The following is a 25233-nucleotide window of genomic DNA, read 5'->3' on the forward strand; positions in this document are numbered from 1 at the left end:
AACGGGTCCCGCCCCCGCACCGGTTCGACCGGTACGGGGGCGGGACCTTGTCGCCGTCGGCTGACCTCAGTGACAGTTCACGCTCTCGGCCTTGGAGGCATGCCCCTTGCCCTTCCAAGAGCAGGAGTCGACGCTCTTGCCCTTGGCGTTGTACAGGGTCGCCGTCTCCTTGCCGCTGTTGTTCCAGACGTAGGCGGCCCGCCCCCGGTACCGGTGGTCCCAGTACACGTTGGTGGACGTGTTGCGCCCGCTGCCGGTGCGGAGCGTCACCGTCTTGCCCGCGCCGATCTTCAGCGAGCGGAAGGTGTACGTCCAGCCGTTCTTGTCACGGACCTTGTAGCCCTGGAGCTGGACGGCCGAGCGGCCCGCGTTGTGGATCTGGACGAACTCGGAGTTCCGGCTCGCGTTCGATCCCTTGTCCGCGCCGGGCCCGTTGTACTGGATGAACCCGAAGTGGACACCCCCCTGGTGCTTCGGCGCGGCAGCCGCCGGCGCGACCGCACCAACGAGAAGCCCGACCACCCCGGCGGCCACCGGGACGGCCATCCGTACGCCGTTCTTGCGAAGCATGCACAACCCCCATTCACAAGATCCACACTTTGTGGACTTCTGGAGAATATGCCACCACCGGCCCCCGCCCCAGTGGCGTGTTCACCGAATCGCGACCTCCGTCCGAGTCCGCGCCGAAGGCCCCGCAACTCCGGCGTCCGGAGCGCGGGGCCATTCGACTGCCCTGGTTCAGGCGGGAGTTGTCACCAGGAGCGGTTGAACTTCACGTGACCGCCGTTGCGTTCGAACCAGCCGTACATGCCCCAGTTGATCCAGCCGCCGTCACCGGTGTTCGTGAATTCGCCGTTCTCGAAGATCCACAGACCGTAGTAGATGTTGCCCCACTTGACGTTCGCGTAGATCTTGACGTTCGAGAAGCGGTCGTCGTAGCCCTGGCTCAGGTTGAACAGCATGACGTTGTGCCGGCCGCCCGATGCGTTGAAGGCCTTCTCCACGGCCTGCTGGACGAAGCTCCCTCGGTCGTCGGTGTTGATGCCTCTGAGGGCCTCGGCGACGGCGTTGCCCGAGCCGAGCTTGTCTGCGGAGACGGTGACCGTGACCCCCTTGCCCTGGATCGCGGCCTTGCCGGACGCGTCCGCCTGTGGGGCGACGCTGCTGACGGCGGCGGGGCGCTCGGAGGCGTGGGCGGGGAGTACTGCGGTTCCGGTGAAGGCGAGGGCGGTCAGGGCGAGGGTGGCGAGAGCGGTGGGACGGCGCATGACGGAACTCCTTGAAGAGGAAGGGAAAGCGGGGGGATGGGAGGGAGGGGGCTACCAGGACCGGTGGAAGGTCACGTTGCCGCCGTTGCGGTCGAACCAGCCGCGGAAGGCCCAGTTGATCCAGCCGCCGTCGCCGTGGTTGGCGAAGTCGCCGGACTCGAAGACCAGGACGCGGTAGGTGCCGTGGATACCGCTGACCTTCGCGTCGTACACCACGCCGCGGAGGTTGGTGGAGTGGCGGACGCTGTTGTTGATGACCATCACGTTGTAGCGCTCGCCGGCCTGGTAGAAGGAGCCCTCCATGAGGCTCTTCACGTAGCCCTCGCGGTTCTGCTTGCGCTCGATGGCGTCGGTGACGATGTTGATGATCTTCTGGGTGATGTCGAGGACCGCGGAGGCCACGTCGACCTTGGCCCCCTGGATGGTCATGTCCCCGGGGGCCGTGTGCTGGGCGACGGCGGGACGGGGTGCCGGTGCCTCGGCGGCGTGGGCGGCGGCGGAGGGCAGCAGGATGCCCGCGGCGACGACGGAGCTGACGACCAGGGTGGCGATGCGCTTGCTCTTCATGCTCATGACATTTCTCCTTCGATTCTTCTTCGGAGTCGAGTGAATTCGACGGGGAGTACACACGGGGTTCAGGGACTTCAGGGAGGCCGGAAAGGAAGAGCGGGACGAATTCAGGACCGGCGCAGGCCGAATTCAGGCATTGTCCCGCCGACTTCTCCCCTTACCTGGAGTACGACTGCTTCAATGGCACCGCTCTCGGGGTGCGGCCGCTCCGCGCGCTTTCGTCACCACGAGGTGCGGAAGTGCTCCGCCGCGTCCGTCCGCAGGCCGGGGGCACCGCGTTCGTACGGGGTGGCGGCGAGCCGGCGGGCCAGCAGGACGGCGCAGCATCCGGCGCACAGCAGGACCAGCAGCATCGGCCGCCGACCTGGGCGGGGGCCTCGACGTTGGCGAGACATCACGATTTCCAGGGAGTCGTACGGTGGCTAGAGGGGCTCGGGGCAGTGCGTCGCCGGGGTGTTCCACTCGGTGTCCCCCGGCTTGGCGGGCGGGCAGAAGGGGTCCGCGACGGAGGCCGTCGCGGAGACCGTCACGGAGGCCGCACTCACCGCCTGGGCCGAGGCGGTCGCCGTAGCTCCACCGGCGATGCCGACGGCCAGTGCGGCGGCGCAGAGGAATCGGGTGAGGTTCTTCATGGTGCCCTCCAGAGGGGGATTCGAATTCTCCGGGGAGAATCCGGCGGGTTTTCCTTTCCGGTGACTCAAGAATCCCCCGCACGGAACTCACGGTCCAGAAGCGTCGCCCCTCAACAACGTGCGTGGCAGGAAATGGAGGGGGAAATTTTGGACATAACCATGGGAACCGCCCCTGCGCCGGGTGTGCCGGACGGGGAATCCGACCTCGCCGACGACGAACTGCGGGTCTACCAGCACCTGTTGGAGCACGGACCGCAGTCGTCGGCCGCCCTCGCGGGGGCTCTCGGCACGACCGAGGACCGGGCGGAGGTACTGGCCGCCGGGCTGCTGCGCCGCTGTCTGGCGGCGCTCGACCCGGACGCCGCGGGGCCGCGCTGGCGGGCGGTCAGTCCGTACACCGCCGCGGCCGAACTGCTCGGCCCCGAGGAACACGTCCTGCACCGCCGCCTGGAGGACCTCGCCCGGGTCCGCCAACGGCTGAGCGCACTGATCCCCCTGTACGAGGAGAGCTCCCGGCGCAGCACGGACTCCGGCGCGATCGAGGTCGTCACGTCGCGCGACCGGGTCATGCTGCTGATCGGGGACGCGGCGGCCCGCTGCACCGAGGAGGTCCTGACGGTGCAGCCGGGCGGCGGACGTCCGGCGGGACACCTGGAACGGGCCCTGCCGCGCGATCTGGACCTGCTGCGCCGGGGTGTGCGGCTGCACACGCTGTATCAGCACACCGCCCGTTACAGCCCGAGCACCCAGGAGTACGTGCAGGCGGTGGTCGCGGCGGGCGGAGAGGTGCGCACGCTCGGGGAGCTGTTCCACAAGATGCTGGTCTTCGACGGCACCATCGCGTTCCTGCCGGTGTGGGACAACCCCGATGCGGCCGTGGTGCTGCGCGAGCCGTCGGCGGTGGCCTATCTGCGTTCGGTCTTCGCCCACGCCTGGGACCTCGCGGAACCCTTCGCCGCCTCGTACTCCGCCGCGACCGCGCTCCAGCTGCACACCTCGCTGGCGGGCAGCCTGGCGAGCGGCATGAAGGACGAGGTGATCGCCCGCCGCCTCGGCATGTCGCTGCGCACGTGCAGACGCCACGTCGCGGAACTCATGGCCGAACTCGGTGCCGAAAGCCGCTTCCAGGCCGGCTACCTGCTCGCCCTGCGCACCCACGCCCAGGACCCTGCGGTCTCGGCGCCGCCCGACGCCCCGCCCTCCCGCTCGGGGCCGGGCGGCGGCTGAGGGCGGATGTCTGCGCCGGGGCCCGCACCGAGGGCCCTCTCACCTGTCCCGGACGACGAAGCGGATCGGGGTGCCCGGGACCGCCTGGGCGGCCGCGGCGAGGTGTTCCTCGGGGACGACTCCGATCACGGGGTAGCCGCCCGTGACCGGGTGGTCGGCGAGGAAGACGACCGGGAGCCCGTCCGGAGGGACCTGGACGGCCCCCAACACCATTCCCTCGCTGGGGAGTTCGTCCTCCTTGATACGGATGAGGGTGGGCCCCTCGGTGCGCAGGCCGATGCGGTTGGCGGCCGGGGAGACGCGGTAGCCGGGCCCCGCGAGTGTGCGCAGCGACTCGGGGGTGAACCAGTCGTGGCGGGGGCCGGGCAGGAGCGGCAGGAGGAGTTCGCGGGGTGGGGCCTGCCAGGGGGCCGCGTCGGGGGCGGGCGGGGTGACGTGCGGTAGGCCCAGCGGGATTTCGGTGCCGGGGGCGAGGGGGGCGGGGCCGAGGCCGGAGAGGAGGTCGGTGGCCCGGCTGCCGAGGACGGGTTCGACGTCGATGCCGCCCGCGACGGCAACGTACGTACGAATACCCGCAGTTGGCCGCCCGATGTCCAGGAGGGCCCCGGCCGGGACGCGCACCGGGGAGCCCCACGCCACGGGGCGCCCGTCGACGCGTACCGGAGCGGGCGCGCCCGTGACGGCGACCGTGACGGGGGTGCGGGGGCGGAGGGCGACCCCGTCGAGGGTGGTCTCCAGGGTGGCGGCGTCGGCGGGGTTGCCGACGAGGCGGTTGGCCAGCCGGTGGGCGTGCACGTCGAGGGCGCCCGAGCGCGGCACCCCGAGATGGGCGTGGCCGGGCCGCCCCTCGTCCTGCACGGTGGTGAGGGCCCCGGCCCGTACGACATCGAGGGCGGCGGTGTTCACGTACGGGGCTCCTCGGTGACGCGGGGGGTGCGGGGGGCGCCGGTGACGCGGGTTTCGCTGGCGTCGCTGGTGTCGCAGGTTTCGGGTGTGAGCCGGACGCGGGTGCCGGGGGCGAGCAGGGCGGCGGGTTCGCGGCGGGGGTCCCAGAGGACGGCGTCCGTGGACCCGACGAGCTGCCAGCCGCCGGGGGACGAACGGGGGTAGACGCCCGCGTACTCCCCCGCGAGGGCGACCGACCCGGCGGGCACGGCGGTGCGCGGGGTGGCGCGGCGGGGCAGGTGGAGGGCCTCGGGCAGGCCGGTGAGGTATCCGAAGCCGGGGGCGAACCCGCAGAAGGCGACCCGGAGTTCGAGCTCGCCGAGGACGCCCGGGACCTGCTCGACCGGCAGGCCCCAGAGGCTCGCCACCTCCGCCAGGTCGGGCCCGTCGTAGCGCACCGGGATCTCGATCAACGGCCCCGCGTCGGGGGTGAGGGGCGGGATGCGCCAAGTCCGGATCTCGGCGGCGAGCGCCCGCGGGTCCTGGACCCCGTCGAGCAGCACGGTCCGCGCGGCCGGGACGACGTCCCGCACGGCGGGCAGCGTACCGGCGGCCCGCCGCCGGAGGACCTCGGCGTGGAGGGCCTGGGCGTGCGCGAGGTCGTCCAGCTCGACGAGGAGGGCATGGGGGCCCATGGGGAGGGCGTGGAGGGGCGAGGGTGCGCCACCGCACACACCCACGTCGGACACGCCGCTCACGCGAAGGCCCCCAACTCCACACCGGCACGCACCAGTTCGTCCCGGACGCGGACGGCCAGTTCCGCCGCGCCCGGGGTGTCCCCGTGCAGGCACAGGGAACGGGCCCGGACCGGGACCTTCTCACCGGTCAGGGCGACGACCTCGTGGGTCGTCGCCATCGCCAGCGCACGGGCGACCACCGCGTCCGGGTCGTGGATCACCGCCCCCGCCTCCCGCCGGGAGACCAGCGTCCCCTGCACGGTGTACGCCCGGTCGGCGAACGCCTCGGGCACGGCGGCCAGTTCGGCGTCGGCGACCGCCGCCAGAAGCTGCGAGCCGGGGAGCCCGAGGACCGGGAAGCCGCCCGCGAGACGCACCCCGGCGACGACCGCAGCGGCCTGCTCGGCGTCGTGGACGGTGCGGTTGTAGAGCGCGCCGTGCGGCTTGACGTACGCGACACGGGAGCCTGCCGCACGGGCGAACACCTCCAACGCGCCGACCTGGTACGCCACTTCGGCAGCCAGCTCCTCCGGCGGAACGTCCATGGCCCGCCTCCCGAAGCCCGCCAGGTCGCGGTACGACACCTGCGCGCCGATCCGCACCCCGCGCTCGGCGGCCAGCTCGCAGACCCGGCGCATGGTCGCGGGGTCGCCCGCGTGGAAGCCGCAGGCGACATTGGCACTGGTCACGACGGACAGGAGGGCCTCGTCGTCGGTGAGGGTCCACCGCCCGAACCCCTCCCCGAGATCGGCGTTCAGATCGATCACCCCCACCGCTTCGACGGGATCAACCGCATCGACCGAATCCGAATCCGAATCGGCCACGGTCACGGTCACCGGCTCGACCGTGTCGGGTGCATCGCTCATGGTCAGACCTCCGCGAGGGTCGTGAGGGTGTCGAGGATCAATTGACGGGAGTCGGCCAGGTACCCCTGCAACTCCCGCTCCGCCGCGTCGAGTTCCCCGGCGCCGATCAGTTCGGCGATGACTCGGTTGCGGCCGACGAAGGGTTCGTGGAGGTGCGCCGGGGAGGGCATCTCCTGGAACACCACGCGGAGTTCGGCGAGGATCGCGCTCATGCAGGCGTCGGTGCGCGGGCTGCCCGCCAGCGCGGCGAGCGCGCGGTGAAAGCGGATTCCGGCGTCGGCGACGCGCCCCCAGTCGCCGGTCGCGGCGGCGGCCTCGCCGTCGGCCACCGCGCCGAGCAGTTCGGCGACGCGCCGGGGCGGGGCCGCACCGGCGGCTCGTACACCTGCCGTCTCCAGCGCCAGTCGCACCGCGTAGATGTCGGCGATGTCCTCGGGGCCCGGGACCCGCACAAAGACACCCCGGTTGAACTCGTGCACCACCAGCCGCTCGTGCACCAGCAGCCGGAACGCCTCGCGGACCGTGTTGCGCGAGACGCCGTACGCCTCGGCGAGCGCCGCCTCGGGAAGCTGCTCGCCGGGCCTCAGACCGCCGTCGGCAATGCGGTCGCGCAGGGAGGAAGCCACGCGCTGGGCGGTTCCGACGGCGGAATCCACGCCTTCACCAAGCTTCATGGCCCCTCCTCGATCCTTCACCGCCGCCACGCCCACCGGGCGGCGACCCGGCGCCCGATTGTTGAGCAATACCTTACTTCCCTCCCGGCCCGTCGCCCCATGCACACGGCACCCCACCACCCCCGTGCGAGACTGCTTAATTGCATCGCACACACATCCCAACCCCACTGCCCCGTAACGGACTTCAGCGACGAGTCCCTCCAGCGGGACGACCAGAGGTGATCCCATGCGACCCTCCACCCCTCCACGGCATCAGCCCGTCCGCGCCGCAGTCGTCTCCGGCTACGCGCTCGCCACCACCGCGGGCCTCTTCCTCCTCAAGGGCAACTCCAGCACCGTCCTCCTCGCCGCCGCCTGGACGGTCGGAGCAGCCCTGTTCGCCGTACTCCTCCGCGAGCTGGGCGCCCGCAGAACCAGCGCGCTGGCGATGCTCTTCACCGTGGTCTGCCAGATCGGGGTGATACGCGACGCCGACACCGCCCGCGACCTCCTCACCCTCCGGCAGCGCGGCACGGAGATCACGGCGACGGTCGTCTCGGAACGCCGCGACCCCGAACAGGGACGCAGCACCCGCTACTACCACTACGTACTGCACCGGCTGGACGGCACCCGGGTCCTCGGCCCCGACCCCACCAGCACCGACGACCTCTACGACGTCGGCCACACAGTGACCGTCATCGAGGACACCGAGGGCGAACTCGCACCCCTCACCCCCGACCAGGCCGACGCCACGTCCAACATGCTTGCCGCCCTCGCCTGGGGCCTCGCCATGATCGGCCTCATCGCCTGGACGGCCTGGCGCCACTCCGACGCGGCACGCCACGGCCGCTTCGCCGACCTGCTCGAACCCGCCCCGGACGCCTCGCGCACGTCGGCCGCCCCGGTGGACCCGCCCGACGCTCCCCACCGCCCGCAGGACACAGTCGGGTAATTCGCCCATACGGTATTCTTTTCAGGCTTTTGCGCTGAATCTACTGAGGATCTTCCATGCCGGGCCCCACCCCACCCACCTCCATCACTCCTGCCGCCAAGGGCGACCCGAGGACGGTGGGGCCGTACCGGATCATCGGCCGCATCGGCGCCGGAGGCATGGGCGTCGTGCACGCGGGGCTCGCCCCCGACGGCACCCGGGTCGCGGTCAAGGTGATCCGGGCCGAGCTGGCGGGCGACAGCCAGTTCCGCGAGCGCTTCCGCCGCGAGGTGGAACTGCTGCGCCGGACCACCGGCCCCTTCCTGGTTCCGCTGCTGAACGCCGACGCGGACGCCGCGACTCCGTGGCTGGCCACCGCGTACGTTCCCGGGCCGACTCTGGCCGAGCACATCGCGACCCACGGCCCGCTGACCGGCGGTGCACTGTTCGGCTTCGCGGCCGGCGCCGCCCAGGCCCTGGTCTCGGTGCACTCCGCCGGTGTCACGCACCGGGACCTCAAGCCCGGCAACGTCATCCTCGGCCCCTACGGCCCCCGTGTCCTCGACTTCGGCATCGCCCACGCCCTCGACGAGACGAGCCTGACCCGCACCGGCATGTGGACCGGCAGCGCGGGCTGGTCGAGCCCCGAGCAGTACCGGGGCAAGCGGGTCGGGCCGCAGGGGGACGTCTTCGCCTGGGGTGCGCTGGTGGCCTACGCCGCCACCGGCACCCTGCCGTTCGGCACCGGGGCCCCCGACGCTGTGGCCTTCCGCATCCTTCAGGAGAACCCCGACCTCACCGGTGTACCGGAATCCCTGCGGCCGCTCGTGGCGGACGCCCTGGCCAAGGAGCCCGAGGAGCGGCCGACCGCCGAGGAACTGCTGCGCCGCAGCGCTCCGCTGTGGGGAACGGGAGCGACCGTCGTGGGCACCGCCGGGCCGCAGCACGAGGCGCCGACCGTGGCGGCGGCACCCGTGGTCGCAGGGCAGGTGCCGCACCCGATGCCGCCGATGCCGCCCGTGCTGCCGACGACGACCGTGGCCGAGGACCCCGCGTGGGAGCGGGCCCGGCTCGACGCCAGGAAGCGGCGGCTGACCCTGCTCGGGGCGGCGGGCACGGCGGTCGTGCTGCTGGCCGCAGGCGGCGGGTACCTCGCGGGCCGCGGGTCGTCCGTACCGGCGCAGAGCAGTCCTCCGCAGCCGGGGGTGACGACGGTGATCGAGAAGACGGTGGAGGCGGGGGTACGGAGCGAGGCGTCGGAGCCGTCGAAGGTGACCGGTGGGGAGCCGGTCTCCGCGGACGACGACGTTCGCTACGTGCTCGACGGCCGCCCCGCGGACAAGCCGGTCGCCGAAGTGCGGGTCGGGACCTGCAAGGAGCCGGTGGGCGACTTCGAGCTTTTCGAGTGCGAGGTCACGGTCAAGAGCCTGCTCGACAGGCGCGCCTCCTTCTCCGTATACGTGGAAGCGCTCGACTCCTCCGGCAACAGGACGGACGAGAGCATGCCGACCGTGTCCGACCTCGGACCTGGATCGACCGCGAAGGACCGGGCACTGTTCTCCCGGGACAAGGGCGCCTCCCCGAAGGACTCCGTCAAGATCCTCAAGGTCGACGCCTACACCCCCTGAGGCTGTCCCGGCTGTCTCGGCCGTCGAGGAAGTCGCGGACGAGGGGCGATGCGGTGGCGCGGAACTCTTCGAAATAGGCGTGGCGGGCGCCGGGGACGACATGGAGCCGGGCGCCGGGGATGCGATCCGCGAGGAGCGTGGCGTTCGCCGTGGGGTTGAGGAGGTCGTCACTGCCGTGGACGACGAGCGTGGGGGCTTGGATTCCGGGCAGGCCGTCCCATGCGTTGTGCCGGTTGCTCGCGGTGAGGTGGCCCCGTCGGGCGTGGGCGGGCATGCCCGGGTCGCCCATGGTCCGGTACGGGCCGGGGTGCGCGGCCAGCCACGCGGGGGTGTACATCAACTCCCGCAGGGCGTGGTGGGCCTCGGCGGGGTCCTGCGCGGCCAGAGCGCGTCGTACGTCGTCGCCGCGTTCGACGGCGTGCGGGCCGCCGGGGGACGTGCACCCGAGGACGAGTGCGCCCACCCGGTCCGGATGGCGGACGGCGAGTTCCTGGGCGACGCGTCCCCCCATGGAGGTGCCGTACACATGGGCCCGGCCCACGCCGAGTTCATCCAGGGCGCCGCATGCGTCCTGGACGAACCGGCTGATGCTGTAGGGCGTTGGTGGGGCGTCGCTGTCACCGGTACCGCGGTAGTCGAGCGTGATGGTGGTGTGGGACGTGGAGAAGTCGTCGCGCACGCCGTCCCACCAGTGGTGGTTGTTGGCCTGCCCCGCCAGGAGGAGCAGCGGCGTTCCCCGGCCCTGGACCTGGTAGGCGATGCGGACACCGTCCGAGGCCGGGAAGTGGGGCATGTCGGCCCTCCTTATGGGGCGTTGGCGGCCTCAGTGGGTACGGGCGTCTCCCGGGCCGTACCTCAGCACGGCGGGGCCCGGTCCGTGGTGGACGGGCCCCGCCGATCGTTCCTGCGGTGTCTCTGCCCGCGATGGGACGGGGCGAGAGGGACGAACCCGTACCTCACCGGACGGGGGAGGTACGCGGCCCCCGGCACTATCCCGTTGGCGACGGGGTGACTTCCCGGGTGCACAGGCGGCGGTCCGTGGGGCCGGTGATCGCCTCGCCGGTCTCCAGGGAGAAGCTGGAGTGGTGCAGGGGGCAGGTGATACGCAGGCGGGCTGCGTTCACGTAGCCGTGGGCGAGGAAACCGCGGCGGTGCGGGCAGCTGGCACCCACTTCGAATTCCCGGTCGCCCACCCGCACCCTGAGGGTGTCCTCGCCGACCTGCTCGATGCTGACGTCGCTCACTCAGGCCACCTTGGCCGCGGAGGCGACGGCCGCCTCGGTCGCTGCCCCGATGACCTCGCTGGCCATCTTGAACCCCGCCCAGACCTTGACCGGCTGAAGGTCGGCCTCGGCGTCGAACTCCCGTATCGCCACCTGGAGTTCCTTGGCGTGGAAGTGGTCGATGTGCAGGTGTTCGGTGTAGTAGCGGGCGCCTTGGAGGTCGAGCCGCTGTGCCGCCTTCGCGAAGCACTGGAAGGCGTAGAGGATGCTGGACTCCAGGTAGCAGAGCGTGCCGAGGAAGTATTCCGGGCGCGGCGCGCGGGCGGCGGCCCAGAAGAACGTGTTGACGTACGCGTACGTCTCCTCGTTCGTGCGGTCCAGGTAGTCCTCGACCTCCAGGGACATCCCCAGTTCGGTCATCAGGTCGCGGTAGATGTTGAAGTGCGCCTGGTCGAGGTTTCCGCAGCCGAACTCGTCGATGAGGACCCGGAAGACGGCCATCTTGGCCTTCTTGGGGAGCCGCCAGACGATGGGCAGGAAGGACTCGGACTCGGTGAGGCCGTCCACCGCGAACTGTGCGACGACCTCCTTGAACTGGTCCCGGTTCAGATCCTCCGCCATGACCCGCTCGAACTCCGGCGGGTCGGACTCCTCGGCCTTGAGCAGTTCCTTCATCTGCCGGCCGAGCGCCGCGCGGTCCGGCAGGTCGGGCGCGGCCGCTTCGATCTCGCGGACCCGGGAAGCGATCAGCCGGTCTTCCAGATCGAGCAGTTCGCGCAGTTCCTCGGGGCTGGGAATGGTGCGGTTGAGGACGAACAGACGGCTGCCGGCCGTCTGTTCCGTGCGGGCGTTCACGGTCACGGAAGGTCTCCTTCGCGAAGAGGGGGCAGGGGACGCGGGGCCCGGCGGACGGGCCGGGGCAGCCGCACGGTCAGTCGACGGGCAGGGCCGTGGTGATGACTCCGCGTCGGACCAGCTCCGCCTTGACGTGCAGGTACCAGTCGTCCGCGAGGAGCTGGTACTGCTCGGACAGCGCGTTGACCCGCTCCTGGGACTCTGCCGAGAAGTACGTCACCGCCGCCTGGCAGGCCCGAGGGTCGAGGTTGGCCAACGGGCCGACGAATCCCTGGACGCCGGGCACGTCGGCGATCTGGTGCTCCCAGCCCTGGAAGACCGGTACGGGCACCTCGTCGGCCAGCAGTTCCTTGGTGAACTGCACATCGCCGCTCGACTCCTTGACCCCGACGACGCCGGGCAGGGACAGCACCTCGCGCAGCTGGGCGAGGTCCAGCTCCATCTTGGACACCGCGTTCTCGTGGTAGACGACGACGGGCAGCGGGCTCTCGTCGACGATCTCCTTGAAGTGCTCGACGAGCGTGGGTCGTGGCCGCCCTTCCACCGGGAACGGCGGGGGTACCACGATCGCGTCGGCGCCGAGGGCCTCGGCGAGCACGGCCCGCGTCAGGATCTGCTCGGTACCGCCGACCTCGACACCGGCGAGCACCGGGGCGCCGTCGGCATGTGCGACGGTGAGGTGCACCATGTCGATCCACTGCTTGAGGGAGAGCTTCCAGCCCTCGCCGGTGCTGAGCGCGGGCATGTAGCCGTCGACGCTGCCGCGCAGGCTGTCGAGCAGGCGCACGACGCTCTGCTCGCACACCCGGTGCTCGGCATCGACGGGTGTCACCAACGGGACGACGGTGCCGCGCAGTTGGGTCAGCCGCGGTGCGCCGGCGAACCTCTGTCGGGTCGTGTCAGACTGCGGCATGGTCGACCTCCAGGGCCAGGGATGTCTCGTACAGGGCGTCGAGTACGCCCTGCGCGTCGTCGAAGTGCACGGGCCCGGTCTCCGTGCGCGGCGCGCGTACGGGCAGCCCGTGGGCGGCGAGGGCGAGCAGACGGGGGTTCACCGTGACGAGCTCGCCCCCGGTGGCGCGGACCGAAGCCAGCAGCATCTGCTCCCGTGGGGCCAGATCCGAGGCGACAGACGGCAGCAAGGCCAGCGTCTCGCGGTCCTGAGCGGTGTAGGCGCGCCGCCGGATCGGCATCAGGGAGTGCAGGACGTCCATGAAGGGGTAGTACGCGTCCTGCTCCTCGCGGCCGCGGCCCCACACCACGTCGTCGCAGCGTCCGACCTCCTCGTACGTCATCAGCACCGGTGTGCGCAGGTGCTCCGCGAAGAAGCGGGCGCACGCGGTCCGTACGTCGGGGTCCTTGCTGTGCATGCCCATGAACAGGGACGCGTCCACGTAGACGTCACGCGGCATAGCTGTCCACCGCCTTGCGCAGGCGGGCGAGGGACTGCGCGAACTCCTGGGGGTCGCGGGCCAGCGCGAGGCGGACGTAGCGCTCGCCGCGCTCCGGCTGATTCCAGTAGAAGTACGTTCCGGGCAGTACGTACACGTCGTACTGCGTGAGGTGCTTCTGGAGTTCGGTCGCCCTCACCTTCTCGTCGGTGATGCGGAACCAGGCGACGCTGACGTTGACGGCGGGGTCGATGTGTTCGAGGAGACTGCCCTCCAGGGTCTTCAGGGCGGTCTCGCGGTTGCGTGTGATGACGTCGCGGACCGAGGCCATGCCGTCCTCGATGGAGTCCTCGACGTAGCGGGCGAGGAAGTTGAGGACGAACGGCGAGACGTCGAGCAGCACGCTGGTGTGGATGTTGTACACGTCCTCGTGCAGGTCCTGGCTGCAGGTGAGCAGCGCGCACTTGGCGTCCTGCAGCGGCCAGGTCTTCCCGGTGTCCTCCAGGGCGAGGTAGCGCACGCCGGAGCCGTCGAGGAGTTCGTACAGGTCGAAGCGGCCGAAACGGGGGTCGGCGAGGGCGAAGGAGGCGAAGCACAGGTCGACGACGAGGAGCTTGTCGTGCTCGACGCAGTAGCGGACGACTTCCTCGAAGCCCTTGCGGCCGTGGCTGAGCAGCGAGAAGCCGGTGGGGTTGTTGGGGTCGACCAGGAAGAGGGCGTCGGTGGTGACGGTGTCGGACAGCCGGTCGTAGATGCGGTCGGCGTCGTGCAGGACGTCCTCGGGTATCGCCACCGGGTCCACGCCGACGTTGCGCAGGACGTCGGGCAGGTTGTCGAAGCAGGGCTCGATCAGGCTGATGCTGATGTCCTTGCGCCGCAGGTACATGCCGACGACCAGGGTGGAGATGGAGGCCGCGTACGAGAGCATCGTGGTGTCGACGCGGACGCTGTTCTGGCCGTGCAGCCGGAAGAAGACCTCCTTGAAGCGGTCCTCCAGGTCTGCCTGGCGGGTCTCCTCGGCTTCGTACCAGAGGGCGGGCAGCGCGGCGACGATCTCGCGCTGGCCGGTGGACTGCTGCTGGTGGGTGTGGGCGTCGGCGAGGTTGAACCGGGTCTTGAGGGCCTGGATCTCGTGCTGGGTGAGGTCGAGAAGCTGCTCGGTCACAGGACTCCTTGAGGAGTGGGGCGACGCCGAGGGGCCCGCTCGCGGTGACGGTGTACGCGCACTGCACGGCCGCGGATCGGGGGCGATGGCGTCGGTGTCGGGAGTTGTGGTCGATGTCTGCTCGGAAACGCGCGTCGTTCGCGTGGAGAAGCCGGGCCCGCACCCGGCTCGGCCGTACCAGGGTTCACCTCGGAGGGGTGGGGACCTGGCACGGCGAGACCACCGTGACGTACGTTAGGCAATGATCGATCATTGATCAAGTCCCCTATGCTGGCGCGCAGTTCTCCGGAGAAGCCCATGACAGACGAGAGAGCCACCGAATCCACGGCCTTCGCGTCCCCACTACGCCGCGTCCCCTTGAGCGAACTGGCCCGGCGGGCCCTGCTCGACGGGCTGCTGGACGGCCGCTGGAAGCCCGGAGACCGCATCATCGAACGCCAGGTCGCCGAGGAACTCGGCATCAGCCACGGCCCCATCCGCGAGGCGCTGCGCGACCTGCACGCCATGCAGCTGGTGGAAGCGGTCCCCAACAAGGGTGTGAGAGTGCGGGAGTTGACCCCCGACTATCTGGTCGAGGTCTATCCCGTACGAGCGGCCCTGGAGCGCCTCGCAGGCCAGCTGGCGGTGCGCCGGCTCGCCGGGGACGTCTCCGAACTCGAACCCCACCTGGAGCTCATGCAGCAGGCGGCACGGGACGGGGACACCGGGCTGCAGGTCCACTGCGCGGTCGAGTTCCACCGCGAGATCGTGCGGGCGGCCGGGAACCCCGTACTGCTGCGCCAGTGGGAGGCCCTGGCCATCGAGCTGTGGACCCGTCTCTCCCTGATGTGGCTGCGCACCGAGCTGCACGAGAACGCCGACGACCACATCGCCATCGTCGACGCCTTCCGGCGGCAGGACCCGTACGTGGGACGGCTGCTCGAACTGCACGTCCTCGAATACGCACACCAACCGACAGGAATGCCATGACCGACACCCCCACCGCCCCGTCCGCCACCCCGCCCACTGCCCCGTCCGCCACCGCACACCCGCGCGACCGGGTCGCCCCGGGCACCATCACCGTGTTCTCGGACATCTGGTGCTCGTTCGCCCACGTCGCGCTGTACCGGCTGCACACCACCCGGGCCGGGCTGGGACTGGCGGGCCGGGTCCGCTTCGACCACCGGGCGTTCCCCCTGGAGCTGTTCAACGGCGGCCCCAGCCCGCGCCCGGGCACGGACTCCGAGGTCGGCGGGGTCGCGCACATCGAACCCGAGGCCGGCTGGCAGCTGTGGCGGTCGCCCGACTGGAAGTTCCCCTCCTCCTCGCTGCCGGCCCTGGAGGCCGTGCAGCTGGCCAAGCAGCAGGGCCTGGAGGCCTCGGAGCGGCTCGATCTCGCGCTGCGGCGGGCCTTCTGGGCCGAGAGCCGGTCGATCGGAGCGCGCGCCACCGTGCTCGCCGTGGCGGAGGAGACGCCGGGCGTCGACGCGGATCCCATCGCCGAGGGGCTCGACGACGGGCGGGCGCGCTCCGTGATCACCGAGGACTTCGCATGCGCCCGTGAGCACCAGGTGCGGTGCAGTCCGCACCTGTACCTTCCGGACGGTTCCGACTGCGCCAACCCGGGGGTGACGGCCCGCTGGCACGGCGCGTACGGCACCGGCTTTCCCGAGGTCACGGCGAACGACCCGAAGATCTATGAGGAGTTGCTCCTGCGGGCGGCCGGGTGAACCGACGGCCGAAAATGATCGATCATCGCGCATTACCGGCCGGTAGGTGTTGACTGCACACATCTATGGCTCCTAAATTCTGGATCATGGAAACCAGCTTCCGCCATATGGAATAGCGGAAGCAGCGTCGTGGAGCGCGCGTCGCCGCTCCTCCACCCCGGCCGGACCACCCGCATATCCGGCCCTCCCATTGCCGGGCTGCCACGGGGCTCCGTGGCAGCCCGGATTCCCCACCCAGGAACGAGAAAGGGGACGATCCGTGTCCCAGCTCGACCAGCTTCCCGACAGGGACCCCTCCGAGGTCACCGAGTGGCTCCAATCGCTCGACGGCGCAGCCGAGTTCGGTGGCCCGCAGCGGGCCGCACAGATCCTCCAGCGTGTGAACGAGCACGCCCGCACCACCGGTGTCGACGTACCGCCGTTCCTGGAGACGCCGTACATCAACACCATCCCCACCGCCGCCGAGCCGCCCTACCCGGGCGACGAGGCACTGGAGGCGCGGATCACGGCGTGGAACCGCTGGAACGCCGCCGCGATGGTCACCCGCGGCAACCAGCGCGGCGGACTCGGCGGACACATGGCCACCTTCGCGTCGGCCGCCTGGCTCTACGAGGTCGGTTTCCAGCACTTCTTCCGCGGCAAGGAGGCCGACGGCTCCGGCGATCAGCTCTACGTCCAGGGGCACGCCTCGCCGGGCGTCTACGCCCGCGCGTTCCTCGAAGGGCGCCTGACCGAGGGGCAGTTGGACCGCTTCCGGCAGGAAGTCGGAGGGGACGGCCTGCCGTCCTACCCGCATCCGCGCCGCCTGCCCTGGCTGTGGGAGTTCCCGACGGTCTCCATGGGTCTCGGCCCGCTCTCCGCCATCTACCAGGCCCGCTTCAACCGCTACCTGACCAACCGCGGCATCAAGGACACCTCCGGCTCCCACGTCTGGGCCTTCCTCGGCGACGGAGAGATGGACGAACCCGAGTCCACGGCCGCCCTCGCCCTGGCCGCGCGCGAGGGCCTGGACAACCTGACCTTCGTCGTCAACTGCAACCTGCAGCGCCTGGACGGGCCGGTGCGGGGCAACTTCAAGATCGTGCAGGAGCTGGAGCGGCAGTTCCGCGCGGCGGGGTGGAACGTCGTCAAGTCCCTGTGGGGGCAGGCCTGGGACGGACTGCTGTCGCAGGACACCGAGGGCGCCCTGGTCCACAGGATCGGGACGATTCCCGACGGCCAGTTCCAGACCTTCGCGGCCCGCGACGGCGCCTACATCCGCGAGCGGCTCCTCGGCGCCGATCCGGCCCTCGCCCCCCTCTCCCAGCGTCTCAGCGACGCTCAGCTCGAAGAGATCGTCGGGACCTCGCGGGCCGGCCACGAGCCGCGCAAGGTGCACGCCGCCTACCGCGCGGCCCTGGCGCACAAGGGCGCACCGACCGTGGTCCTGGTCCAGACGGTCAAGGGCTGGACGCTCGGCCCCGGCTTCGAGTCGCGCAACGCCAACCACCAGATGAAGAAGCTCTCGGGCAAGGAATTCCGCGCCATGCGCGACCTGCTCGAACTCCCCATCCCCGACCGGGCGTTGGACGACTCCCTGGTCCCCTACTGGCACCCGGGGGCCGACTCGCCCGAGGTCAGGTACCTCCAGGAGCGGCGTGCCGCCCTCGGTGGCCCGGCCCCCGCGCGCAAGATCGTCCCGAAGCCGCTTCCGCTGCCGTCCGCGAAGCCCTTCGACGCCCTGAAGAAGGGGTCCGGCACCCAGGAGATCGCCACCACGATGGCGTTCGTACGGCTGGTCAAGGAACTGATGCGGGACAAGGAGACCGGCAAGCGGTGGGTTCCCGTCGTCCCCGACGAGGCGCGCACGTTCGGCATGGAGTCGCTGTTCCCCTCGGCCGGCATCTACTCCCCCGTCGGCCAGACCTATGACCCCGTCGACCGCGACCAACTCCTCTACTACAAGGAGTCCAAGGACGGTCAGATCCTCAACGAGGGCATCACGGAGGCCGGTTCACTGGCCTCGCTGACGGCGGCATCGACGTCGTACGCCACGCACGCCGAGCCGATGATCCCGTTCTACATCTTCTACTCGATGTTCGGATGGCAGCGGACGGCCGATCAGTTCTGGGCCCTGGGCGACCAGTTGGGCCGCGGCTTCGTCATCGGCGCGACGGCGGGCCGTACGACGATGACGGGTGAGGGCCTCCAGCACGCCGACGGTCACTCGCACCTGATCGCCTCGACGAACCCGGCGGCCGTCTCCTACGACCCGGCGTTCGCGTACGAGGTCGCGGTGATCGTCCGCGAGGGACTGCGCCGCATGTACGGACCCGAAGCCGAGGACGTCTTCTACTACCTCACCGTCTACAACGAGACCAAGATCCAGCCGCCCATGCCGGCCGGCGAGAGCGTGGAGGAAGGCATCCTGCGCGGCCTCTACCGCTACCAGGAGGCCCAGGACACCCCCGCCGACGCCCCGCGCCTGCAACTCCTGGCCTCCGGCACCGCGATCCACTGGATCCTGGAGGCACAACAGCTCCTGCGCGAGGACTGGGGCGTCGCCGCGGACGTGTGGTCCGCGCCGTCCTGGACCGAACTGCGCCGGGAAGCCCTCGCCGCCGAGGCCGAGAACCTCCGTGCGGACACCACGGGCACGGGCTCCGGGGACCGGGTGCCGTACGTGACGCGCGCACTGGCCGGGGCGCCGGGGCCGGTGGTCGCGGTCAGCGACTGGATGCGTGCGGTGCCGGACCAGATCAGCCCCTGGGTGGAGCAGGACTGGACGTCCATCGGCACCGACGGCTACGGCCTCTCCGACAGCCGCGCGAACGTGCGCCGTCACTTCGGCGTGGACGCCCCGTCGATCGTGGTCGCCGTACTGGCCGTGCTCGCCCGGCGCGGAGAGGTGAAGCAGGAGACCGTACGACAGGCCGCCGCGCGCTACGGAGTGGAAGCATGACCACGCAGAACGACGTCGTGACGCTGCCCGCGCTCGGCGAGTCCGTGACCGAGGGCACCGTCACCCGTTGGCTGAAGGAGGTCGGCGAGGAGGTCTCCGAGGACGAGCCGCTCCTTGAGGTCTCGACCGACAAGGTCGACACCGAGATCCCGGCCCCCGTCTCCGGCGTTCTCCTGGAGATCGTCGTCGCCGAGGACGAGACCGCCGAGGTCGGCGCCAAGCTCGCCGTCATCGGCGCGAAGGGCGCGGCCCCGGCCGCCGCCCCGGCCGCTCCGGCTGCCGCTCCCGCCGCTGCTCCCGCCCAGGAGGCCCCGAAGCAGGAGGCTCCGAAGCAGGAGGCCCCCGCTCCGGCCGCCCCCGCCGCCGCTCCGGCTCCGGTCCAGGCCGCGCCCGCCGCTGCCGCCCCGGCCGCTCCGGCTCCGGCTGCTCCCGCCGCCCCGCAGGCCCCAGCCGCTCCGGCCGCGACCTCGGGTGACGACGGTGCCTACGTGACCCCGCTGGTCCGCAAGCTCGCCTCCGAGAACGGCGTCGACCTGGGCCAGGTCAAGGGCACCGGCGTCGGCGGCCGCATCCGCAAGCAGGACGTCGTCGCCGCCGCCGAAGCCGCCAAGACCCCCGCCCCGGCCGCCGCCCCGGCTGCTCCGGCCGCCGCGTCCAAGGCCCCGGCCCTGGAGGTCTCCCCGCTGCGCGGCCAGACCGTCAAGATGACCCGCATGCGCAAGGTCATCGGCGACAACATGATGAAGGCCCTGCACAGCCAGGCCCAGCTCACCTCGGTCGTCGAGGTGGACATCACCAAGCTGATGAAGCTCCGCGCCGCGGCGAAGGACTCCTTCGCCGCCCGCGAGGGCGTCAAGCTCTCCCCGATGCCGTTCTTCGTGAAGGCGGCGGCCCAGGCGCTGAAGGCCCACCCGGTCGTCAACGCCCGGATCAACGAGGACGAGGGCACCATCACCTACTTCGACTCGGAGAACATCGGCATCGCCGTGGACTCCGAGAAGGGCCTGATGACCCCGGTCATCAAGGGTGCCGGTGACCTCAACCTGGCGGGCATCTCCAAGAAGACCGCCGAGCTGGCCGGCAAGGTCCGCGGCAACAAGATCACCCCGGACGAGCTGTCCGGAGCGACCTTCACCATCAGCAACACCGGCTCGCGCGGTGCACTCTTCGACACGGTCATCGTGCCGCCGAACCAGGTCGCCATCCTGGGCATCGGCGCCACCGTCAAGCGTCCCGTGGTCATCAACCACCCGGACCTGGGCGAGACCATCGCGATCCGCGACATGACCTACCTCTCGCTCTCCTACGACCACCGCCTGGTCGACGGCGCCGACGCGGCCCGCTACCTCACGGCCGTCAAGGCGATCCTGGAAGCCGGCGAGTTCGAGGTCGAGCTCGGCCTGTAAACCACGTCAAGGCTCCCCGCTGTACGACTGAGCCCCCGCCCGGAAGAGATCCGGGCGGGGGCTCAGTCGTACGGTCACCCAACACGTGCACAGGCGTGCGCCGGGATCAGTCCGCCTCCGGCGTCAGCCGCAGCGAGATCGAGTTGATGCAGTAGCGCTGGTCCGTCGGGGTCGGGTAGCCCTCGCCCTCGAAGACATGGCCCAGGTGGGAGCCGCAGCGCGCGCAGCGGACCTCCGTGCGGACCATGCCGTGCGAGGTGTCCGAGATCAGCTCGACCGCGTCGCTGTCCTTCGGGTCGTAGAAGGACGGCCAGCCGCAGTGCGACGCGAACTTGGTGTCGGAGCGGAACAACTCGGCGTCGCAGGCGCGGCAGGAGTAGACGCCGGTGGTCTTGGTGTCGGTGTACTCGCCGACGAAGGCGGGCTCGGTGCCCGCCTGGCGCAGGACCGCGTACTCGGCGGGGGTGAGCTCCTCGCGCCACTGCTCGTCGGGCTTCTCGATGTCGTACGCCATGGAAGGTGTCCCCTTACTTCTGCTTACTTCTGCGCCAGCCGGGCCAGGATCTTCGGGCCCAGGTCCGTCACGTCGCCCGCGCCCATGGTGAGAACCAGGTCGCCGGGGCGGGACATTCCCGCGATGACGTCGGGGATGGTGGAGGCGTCGGCGACGTGGGTGACGTCGGCGCCCGCGGCCTTCGCGGCGTCGATGATCAGGGCGCTGGTGATGCCCTCGATCGGGTCCTCGCGGGCCGGGTAGATGTCCAGGACGACGGAGGCGTCCGCGAGGGCGAGGGCATCGCCCATCTCCTTGCCGAGTTCCTGGGTGCGGGAGAAGAGGTGGGGCTGGAAGACGACCAGGAGGCGGGAGTCGGCTGCGGCGCCGCGCATGGCCTCCAGGTCGGCGGTCATCTCGGTCGGGTGGTGCGCGTACGAGTCGATGACCTGGACGCCCTGCTCCTCGCCCTTGAGCTGGAGGCGGCGCTTGACGCCGGTGTACTTGCCGAGGGCGGAGGCCAGGTTGTGCGCGGGCAGACCCAGGGCCACGCCCGCGGCGAGCGCGGCGACCGCGTTGTGCGCGTAGTGGGCGCCGGGCACGGAGACGGTGAAGGTGAGGAACTTGCCGTTCAGGAGGACCGTGACCTCGCTGGACAGACCGCGCGGGGTGATCTTGTGGACGCGGACGTCGGCCTGGGCGGAGTCACCGTAGGTGACGATGTTCAGCAGTTCCTCGCCGCGCAGGCGGGTGGCCAGCTCGACCGCGCCCTGCTGGTCGGCGTTGATGACCAGGGTGCCGCCGGGGACGATCTTGCGGGCGAAGGACTCGAAGGACTCGTAGATCTCGTCCATCGAGGCGTAGTTCGCGTGGTGGTCGAGTTCGACGTTGAGGACGATGGCGACCTGGGGGTCGTACTTCTGGAAGCTGCGGTCGCTCTCGTCCGCCTCGGCGACGAAGATGTCGCCCTCGCCGTGCAGGGCGTTCGTGCCGGGTCCGGCGAGGTCGCCGCCGATGGCGTACGAGGGGTCCAGGCCCATCTCGGTGAGCGCGACCGCGAGCATGGAGGTCGTGGTCGTCTTGCCGTGGGTGCCCGCGACGGCGATGGCGCGCAGGCCGTTCATCAGGGAGGCCAGCGCGTCCGAGCGGTGCACGACGGGGATGTCCAGCTCGGCGGCGCGGACCAGCTCCGGGTTGTCGGCGCGGATCGCGGACGACACCACCACACTGGTGGCGTCGTCCGCGAGGTTGCCGGACGCGTGGCCGATGTGCACCGTCGCGCCCAGCTCGCGCAGGGCCTCGGCGGTGCCGGACTCCTTGGCGTCGCTGCCCGCGACCTTCGCGCCGCGCTGGGCGAGGATCTTCGCGATGCCCGACATTCCGGCGCCGCCGATGCCGATGAAGTGCGGTCGGTCCAGGGCGGTGGGGATGCCGGGTGCCATGCGGTTCTCCGTACGTTAAGACTCGGGGCGGAAGGAAGGCCCCAGCCTATTCGCTGTGCGAGAAGAGCTTGAGCACCGGGACGCCGACCTTGTGACGCGCCCTGGACGCCCAGTCCCGGTGGAAGAACTCCTCCACGTAGTGCGGGGCCGTCAGGACGATCACCTCGTCCGCGCCCGTCTCCTCGACGACGGACTTCAGCAGGTCCAGCGGGTGCTTCTCGACCACCCGGCCCACCGCCTCGCTGCCCGCCGCGCGCAGCGCCGTCAGGGAGACGGCGAGGCCCTTCTCGGCGATCGGCCGGGCGTCGTCGCCCTCGGGCTCGTCGCCCTCGTGGACCGCCTCGTCCAGTTCGCCCAGGGCCACGTCGTCAATGGCTCTCAGCAGTACGTCGGCCTGATCGCCCCGTGGCTGCATCAGCACCACGAACGAGACCTGCTCGTCCCCGTGCAGGGTCGTGACGAACTCCACGTCGGCCGCAGTGAGGGGCTTCTCGATCATCAATACGCTCGTGAACATGTCGGGCGCCCTTTCTCCTTCTCTGGCCCTTGCGGACTCTGACCCTTGCGGACCCTGGTCCCATGGGGCTCTGCCCCCTTGCGGAAACCATCCTTCCCCGTGCGGGCACGGGTACCGCTGGGGTTAAGTGTGCCCACGGAGACCTAAGCGGAACGACAAATTCCGTCGTTTGTCAGCCTGCTGCAAATGATCACATGAGGCACTATTTCCGACGGTACTGGGTGAACAGGAACCCGGCCTCCTCCAGGATCGACGCCAAAGCGAAACGATCCGGAACCTCCAGCCCCGGTCCGTCCGCGATCCGCTGGGCCCGCCCGGCCGTGAGCATCGGGGAGAGCGTCAGGCACAGCTCGTCCAGCACCCCGTCGCCGACGAACTGGGCCAGCAGCCTCGGCCCGCCCTCGGTGAGCTGGCGCTTCAGGCCCTGGTCGGCCAGGGCCCGTACCGCCTTGTCCATCTCCACCCGGGCCCCGTCCCCCGCGACCAGCACCCGGGCCCCGGCCGCGCGGGCCGCGCGGACGCGCTCCGGCGGGGCCGTGGCGCCGGTCAGCACCAGGGTCGGGACCAGCGGCTCGGTGAACAGGGGCAGGGAGAAGTCCAGGTCCAGGCTCGCGCTGACCACCGCGATGACCGGCACAGGGCTCTGACCTGCGGCTTTCCGGCGCTCGGCGAAGGCCTCGCGGGCGCGGGCGGGCCGGTAGCCCTCCAGGCGTACCGTTTCCGCACCCACCACGATCACATCGGCCAGCGCCCGCAGGGTGCCGAAGATCCGCATGTCGGTGTCGGAGGAGATCGGCTGGGAGCGGCCGTCGTGCTGGGCCGCGCCGTCGAGCGTGGAGACCATGTTGGCGCGCAGCCAGACGTCCGCGTCCGCGGGGTACGCGTAGGCGTCGGCCAGCGCGTCCAGGCTCCACTCCCCGGCCCCTTCCGTCGCGGCGGCGGGTGTTTCGTCGGTCACAGGGAACAGGCGTCGCATGGGGGCAGTCTGGCACGGCACATAGAGTGGACGGTTGTGTCGTCCTCACAGTCGTCTCCGTCGAAATCCGCCGCTCAGGGCCCCAGCAGCCCCATAGCCGACGCGGCTCCCTTCTCGCTGACCGCCCGCGAGCCGCGGGTACCGGCCGACCGGCTGGTGGCCGAGATGGTGCCGCCGCCGCGCTTCGACTCCGTACGGTTCGACACGTACATCCCCGACCCGAAGCAGCCGAGCCAGCCCGAGGCGGTCCGGGTGCTGAGCGCCTTCGCGGCGGGGCTCGGGCCCGCGCCGGAGGCCCAGAAGCGGCGCTGGTTCGCGAAGAAGGCTCCGGCGAAGGCTTCCGGGCCGCGGGGTGTGTACCTGGACGGCGGGTACGGCGTCGGCAAGACGCACCTGCTGGCCTCCCTGTGGCACGCGACGCCCGCCGAGCCGCAGCTCAAGGCCTTCGGTACGTTCGTGGAGCTGACGAACCTGGTCGGCGCGCTGGGCTTCCAGCAGACCGTGGCGACGTTGAGCGGGCACCGGCTGCTGTGCATCGACGAGTTCGAGCTGGACGACCCGGGCGACACCGTGCTGGTGTCCTCGCTGCTCAGCCGCCTGGTGGAGAACGGGGTGGCGCTCGCGGCCACCTCCAACACGCTGCCGGGCAAGCTGGGCGAGGGCCGGTTCGCCGCCGCGGACTTCCTGCGGGAGATCCAGGGGCTGTCCGCGCACTTCCGGCCGCTGCGCATCGACGGCGAGGACTACCGGCACCGGGGCCTTCCGGAAGCACCGGCTCCGTACACCGACGAACAGGTCACGCAGGCCGCGTACGCGACCGGGGGCGCCAGCCTGGACGCCTTCCCGGCGCTGCTCGACCACCTGGCGAAGGTGCATCCGAGCCGGTACGGGGCGCTGACCGACGACCTGAAGGCGGTCTGCCTGACCGGGGTGACCCCGGTGCCCGACCAGTCGACGGCGCTGCGGCTGGTGGTACTGGCGGACCGGCTGTACGACCGGGAGGTGCCGGTGCTCGCGTCCGGGCTGCCCTTCGACAAGCTGTTCAGTGAAGAAATGCTGAACGGCGGCTACCGGAAGAAGTATTTCCGGGCGATCTCCCGGCTGACCGCCCTGGCGCGGGACGCGAAGGGGCTGGTGGCGCAGTAGGTTTTGGGTGTTGTCCGTTCCTCTCTGTGAAGGGTTTCACCATGGCCACCACCCGTAACGCGCACACCAACTGGGAAGGCAACCTGCTGGAGGGCAAGGGCGTTGTCACGCTCGACTCCTCGGGCATCGGCGAGTACCCCGTCTCCTGGCCGTCGCGCGCCGAGCAGGCGAACGGCAAGACCAGCCCCGAGGAGCTGATCGCCGCCGCCCACTCGTCCTGCTTCTCGATGGCCCTCTCGCACGGTCTGGCCGGCGCCGGTCACACCCCGACCCGGATCAACACCGCCGCCGCGGTGACCTTCCAGCCGGGCGAGGGCATCACCGGCATCCACCTCACCGTCGAGGGTGAGGTCCCGGGTCTGGACGAGGCCGGTTTCCAGAAGGCCGCCGAGGACGCGAAGGCCAACTGCCCGGTCAGCCAGGCTCTTTCGGGTACGACGATCACGCTGACCGCGTCGCTCGTCTGACGTAGCGGCGTACGTACGGCCGAGCCGTACGGAGGCTGTCGTGGCCCGCACGGTTCACGTGTCATCGGTTGCGTGATACACACGTGCGGGTCACATTCCTGTCCG

Annotated in this window: 27 protein-coding genes and 1 pseudogene; 9 read left to right on the forward strand and 19 right to left on the reverse strand. The window is 70.8% G+C overall.

Annotation, left to right across the window (positions count from 1 at the left end; all coding sequences use genetic code 11):
* Positions 1 to 66: 66 nt before the first annotated feature.
* The 5 genes from ACIO3O_RS09635 to ACIO3O_RS09655 form a co-directional block, all read right to left on the reverse strand.
* Positions 67 to 570: a lamin tail domain-containing protein gene (locus tag ACIO3O_RS09635; RefSeq protein WP_401744044.1), complete on the reverse strand. Its 504-nt coding sequence runs from the start codon at positions 568 to 570 to the stop codon at positions 67 to 69.
* Between the two features lie 182 nt (positions 571 to 752).
* On the reverse strand, positions 753 to 1268 hold the full coding sequence (locus ACIO3O_RS09640; protein ID WP_401744045.1) for a stress protein: 516 nt from the start codon (positions 1266 to 1268) through the stop codon (positions 753 to 755).
* A gap of 51 nt (positions 1269 to 1319) precedes the next feature.
* A complete protein-coding gene (locus ACIO3O_RS09645; protein WP_401744047.1) occupies positions 1320 to 1841 on the reverse strand; it encodes a stress protein in 522 nt (173 codons plus the stop codon).
* Positions 1842 to 2059: 218 nt separating this feature from the next.
* Entirely contained in the window at positions 2060 to 2191 is a 132-nt protein-coding gene (locus tag ACIO3O_RS09650; protein ID WP_401744049.1) for a hypothetical protein, read from the reverse strand.
* Positions 2192 to 2260: 69 nt separating this feature from the next.
* Positions 2261 to 2470, reverse strand: coding sequence for a hypothetical protein (locus ACIO3O_RS09655; RefSeq protein WP_401744051.1), 210 nt, complete (start codon positions 2468 to 2470; stop codon positions 2261 to 2263).
* 159 nt (positions 2471 to 2629) lie between these two features.
* Between ACIO3O_RS09655 and ACIO3O_RS09660 the strand changes: the two genes are divergently transcribed.
* Complete coding sequence (locus ACIO3O_RS09660; RefSeq protein WP_401744053.1) at positions 2630 to 3697, forward strand: LuxR family transcriptional regulator; 1068 nt, start codon at positions 2630 to 2632, stop codon at positions 3695 to 3697.
* Between the two features lie 39 nt (positions 3698 to 3736).
* Here ACIO3O_RS09660 and ACIO3O_RS09665 read toward each other — a convergent pair whose 3' ends face one another.
* From ACIO3O_RS09665 to ACIO3O_RS09680, 4 genes are all read right to left on the reverse strand, one after another.
* The gene (locus ACIO3O_RS09665; protein WP_401744054.1) at positions 3737 to 4603 is read right to left on the reverse strand and encodes a biotin-dependent carboxyltransferase family protein; all 867 of its coding nucleotides are present in this window, start codon (positions 4601 to 4603) and stop codon (positions 3737 to 3739) included.
* Complete coding sequence (locus ACIO3O_RS09670; RefSeq protein WP_401744056.1) at positions 4600 to 5277, reverse strand: allophanate hydrolase subunit 1; 678 nt, start codon at positions 5275 to 5277, stop codon at positions 4600 to 4602. Before ACIO3O_RS09670 ends, ACIO3O_RS09665 begins: the two co-directional genes overlap by 4 nt.
* Before the next feature lie 59 nt (positions 5278 to 5336).
* On the reverse strand, positions 5337 to 6086 hold the full coding sequence (locus ACIO3O_RS09675; protein ID WP_401744476.1) for a LamB/YcsF family protein: 750 nt from the start codon (positions 6084 to 6086) through the stop codon (positions 5337 to 5339).
* 101 nt (positions 6087 to 6187) lie between these two features.
* Positions 6188 to 6859: a GntR family transcriptional regulator gene (locus ACIO3O_RS09680; RefSeq protein WP_401744057.1), complete on the reverse strand. Its 672-nt coding sequence runs from the start codon at positions 6857 to 6859 to the stop codon at positions 6188 to 6190.
* 226 nt (positions 6860 to 7085) lie between these two features.
* Here ACIO3O_RS09680 and ACIO3O_RS09685 point away from each other — a divergent pair, with 226 nt between their 5' ends.
* Positions 7086 to 7790: a hypothetical protein gene (locus tag ACIO3O_RS09685; protein WP_401744059.1), complete on the forward strand. Its 705-nt coding sequence runs from the start codon at positions 7086 to 7088 to the stop codon at positions 7788 to 7790.
* A gap of 56 nt (positions 7791 to 7846) precedes the next feature.
* Positions 7847 to 9397: a protein kinase gene (locus ACIO3O_RS09690; RefSeq protein ID WP_401744061.1), complete on the forward strand. Its 1551-nt coding sequence runs from the start codon at positions 7847 to 7849 to the stop codon at positions 9395 to 9397.
* Here the strand turns inward: ACIO3O_RS09690 and ACIO3O_RS09695 are convergent.
* The 6 genes from ACIO3O_RS09695 to ACIO3O_RS09720 all read right to left on the reverse strand — a co-directional run bounded on the left by ACIO3O_RS09695 (position 9372) and on the right by ACIO3O_RS09720 (position 14031).
* Complete coding sequence (locus ACIO3O_RS09695) at positions 9372 to 10190, reverse strand: alpha/beta fold hydrolase (RefSeq protein ID WP_401744062.1); 819 nt, start codon at positions 10188 to 10190, stop codon at positions 9372 to 9374. The genes ACIO3O_RS09690 and ACIO3O_RS09695 overlap by 26 nt on opposite strands.
* 196 nt (positions 10191 to 10386) lie before the next feature.
* Positions 10387 to 10641, reverse strand: coding sequence for a Rieske (2Fe-2S) protein (locus ACIO3O_RS09700; protein ID WP_401744063.1), 255 nt, complete (start codon positions 10639 to 10641; stop codon positions 10387 to 10389).
* Positions 10642 to 11481 (reverse strand): iron-containing redox enzyme family protein, encoded by an 840-nt coding sequence (locus ACIO3O_RS09705; RefSeq protein WP_401744065.1) that lies wholly within the window; start codon positions 11479 to 11481, stop codon positions 10642 to 10644. It lies immediately after the preceding gene.
* Positions 11482 to 11551: 70 nt separating this feature from the next.
* Complete coding sequence (locus ACIO3O_RS09710) at positions 11552 to 12388, reverse strand: dihydrodipicolinate synthase family protein (protein ID WP_401744067.1); 837 nt, start codon at positions 12386 to 12388, stop codon at positions 11552 to 11554.
* Positions 12375 to 12887, reverse strand: coding sequence for a DUF6190 family protein (locus ACIO3O_RS09715; protein ID WP_401744069.1), 513 nt, complete (start codon positions 12885 to 12887; stop codon positions 12375 to 12377). The genes ACIO3O_RS09710 and ACIO3O_RS09715 overlap by 14 nt, the downstream gene beginning before the upstream one ends.
* Positions 12877 to 14031, reverse strand: a complete 1155-nt coding sequence (locus ACIO3O_RS09720; protein WP_401744070.1) for an aminotransferase class I/II-fold pyridoxal phosphate-dependent enzyme — start codon at positions 14029 to 14031, stop codon at positions 12877 to 12879. Before ACIO3O_RS09720 ends, ACIO3O_RS09715 begins: the two co-directional genes overlap by 11 nt.
* 297 nt (positions 14032 to 14328) lie before the next feature.
* Between ACIO3O_RS09720 and ACIO3O_RS09725 the strand changes: the two genes are divergently transcribed.
* The 4 genes and pseudogenes from ACIO3O_RS09725 to sucB form a co-directional block, all read left to right on the forward strand.
* Positions 14329 to 15000 carry a GntR family transcriptional regulator gene (locus ACIO3O_RS09725; protein ID WP_401744072.1) on the forward strand — a complete coding sequence of 224 codons (672 nt, stop codon included), beginning with the start codon at positions 14329 to 14331 and terminating at the stop codon, positions 14998 to 15000.
* The gene (locus ACIO3O_RS09730; RefSeq protein WP_401744073.1) at positions 14997 to 15740 is read left to right on the forward strand and encodes a DsbA family protein; all 744 of its coding nucleotides are present in this window, start codon (positions 14997 to 14999) and stop codon (positions 15738 to 15740) included. The genes ACIO3O_RS09725 and ACIO3O_RS09730 overlap by 4 nt, the downstream gene beginning before the upstream one ends.
* 259 nt (positions 15741 to 15999) lie before the next feature.
* Entirely contained in the window at positions 16000 to 18681 is a 2682-nt protein-coding gene (gene aceE, locus ACIO3O_RS09735) for a pyruvate dehydrogenase (acetyl-transferring), homodimeric type (RefSeq protein ID WP_401744075.1), read from the forward strand.
* 17 nt (positions 18682 to 18698) lie between these two features.
* Positions 18699 to 20087: pseudogene (gene sucB, locus ACIO3O_RS09740) on the forward strand (2-oxoglutarate dehydrogenase, E2 component, dihydrolipoamide succinyltransferase); the annotation flags it as partial.
* A 106-nt stretch (positions 20088 to 20193) separates the two neighbouring features.
* Here sucB and msrB read toward each other — a convergent pair.
* The 4 genes from msrB to ACIO3O_RS09760 form a co-directional block, all read right to left on the reverse strand.
* A complete protein-coding gene (msrB, locus tag ACIO3O_RS09745; protein ID WP_401744077.1) occupies positions 20194 to 20601 on the reverse strand; it encodes a peptide-methionine (R)-S-oxide reductase MsrB in 408 nt (135 codons plus the stop codon).
* Between the two features lie 23 nt (positions 20602 to 20624).
* A complete protein-coding gene (murC, locus tag ACIO3O_RS09750; RefSeq protein WP_401744079.1) occupies positions 20625 to 22022 on the reverse strand; it encodes a UDP-N-acetylmuramate--L-alanine ligase in 1398 nt (465 codons plus the stop codon).
* A gap of 46 nt (positions 22023 to 22068) precedes the next feature.
* Positions 22069 to 22539 carry an indole-3-glycerol phosphate synthase gene (locus ACIO3O_RS09755; protein ID WP_401744081.1) on the reverse strand — a complete coding sequence of 157 codons (471 nt, stop codon included), beginning with the start codon at positions 22537 to 22539 and terminating at the stop codon, positions 22069 to 22071.
* 202 nt (positions 22540 to 22741) lie between these two features.
* Positions 22742 to 23515 carry a pyrimidine reductase family protein gene (locus ACIO3O_RS09760; RefSeq protein ID WP_401744083.1) on the reverse strand — a complete coding sequence of 258 codons (774 nt, stop codon included), beginning with the start codon at positions 23513 to 23515 and terminating at the stop codon, positions 22742 to 22744.
* 36 nt (positions 23516 to 23551) lie between these two features.
* On the opposite strand from ACIO3O_RS09760, the gene zapE reads away from it, so the two are divergent.
* Together zapE and ACIO3O_RS09770 are read left to right on the forward strand one after the other, a co-directional pair.
* The gene (zapE, locus tag ACIO3O_RS09765) at positions 23552 to 24661 is read left to right on the forward strand and encodes a cell division protein ZapE (protein WP_401744084.1); all 1110 of its coding nucleotides are present in this window, start codon (positions 23552 to 23554) and stop codon (positions 24659 to 24661) included.
* A gap of 41 nt (positions 24662 to 24702) precedes the next feature.
* Positions 24703 to 25128 carry an OsmC family protein gene (locus tag ACIO3O_RS09770; protein ID WP_401744085.1) on the forward strand — a complete coding sequence of 142 codons (426 nt, stop codon included), beginning with the start codon at positions 24703 to 24705 and terminating at the stop codon, positions 25126 to 25128.
* Positions 25129 to 25233 lie beyond the last annotated feature (105 nt).

Source organism: Streptomyces sp. NPDC087440 (assembly GCF_044744005.1).
Taxonomy (GTDB): Bacteria; Actinomycetota; Actinomycetes; order Streptomycetales; family Streptomycetaceae; genus Streptomyces.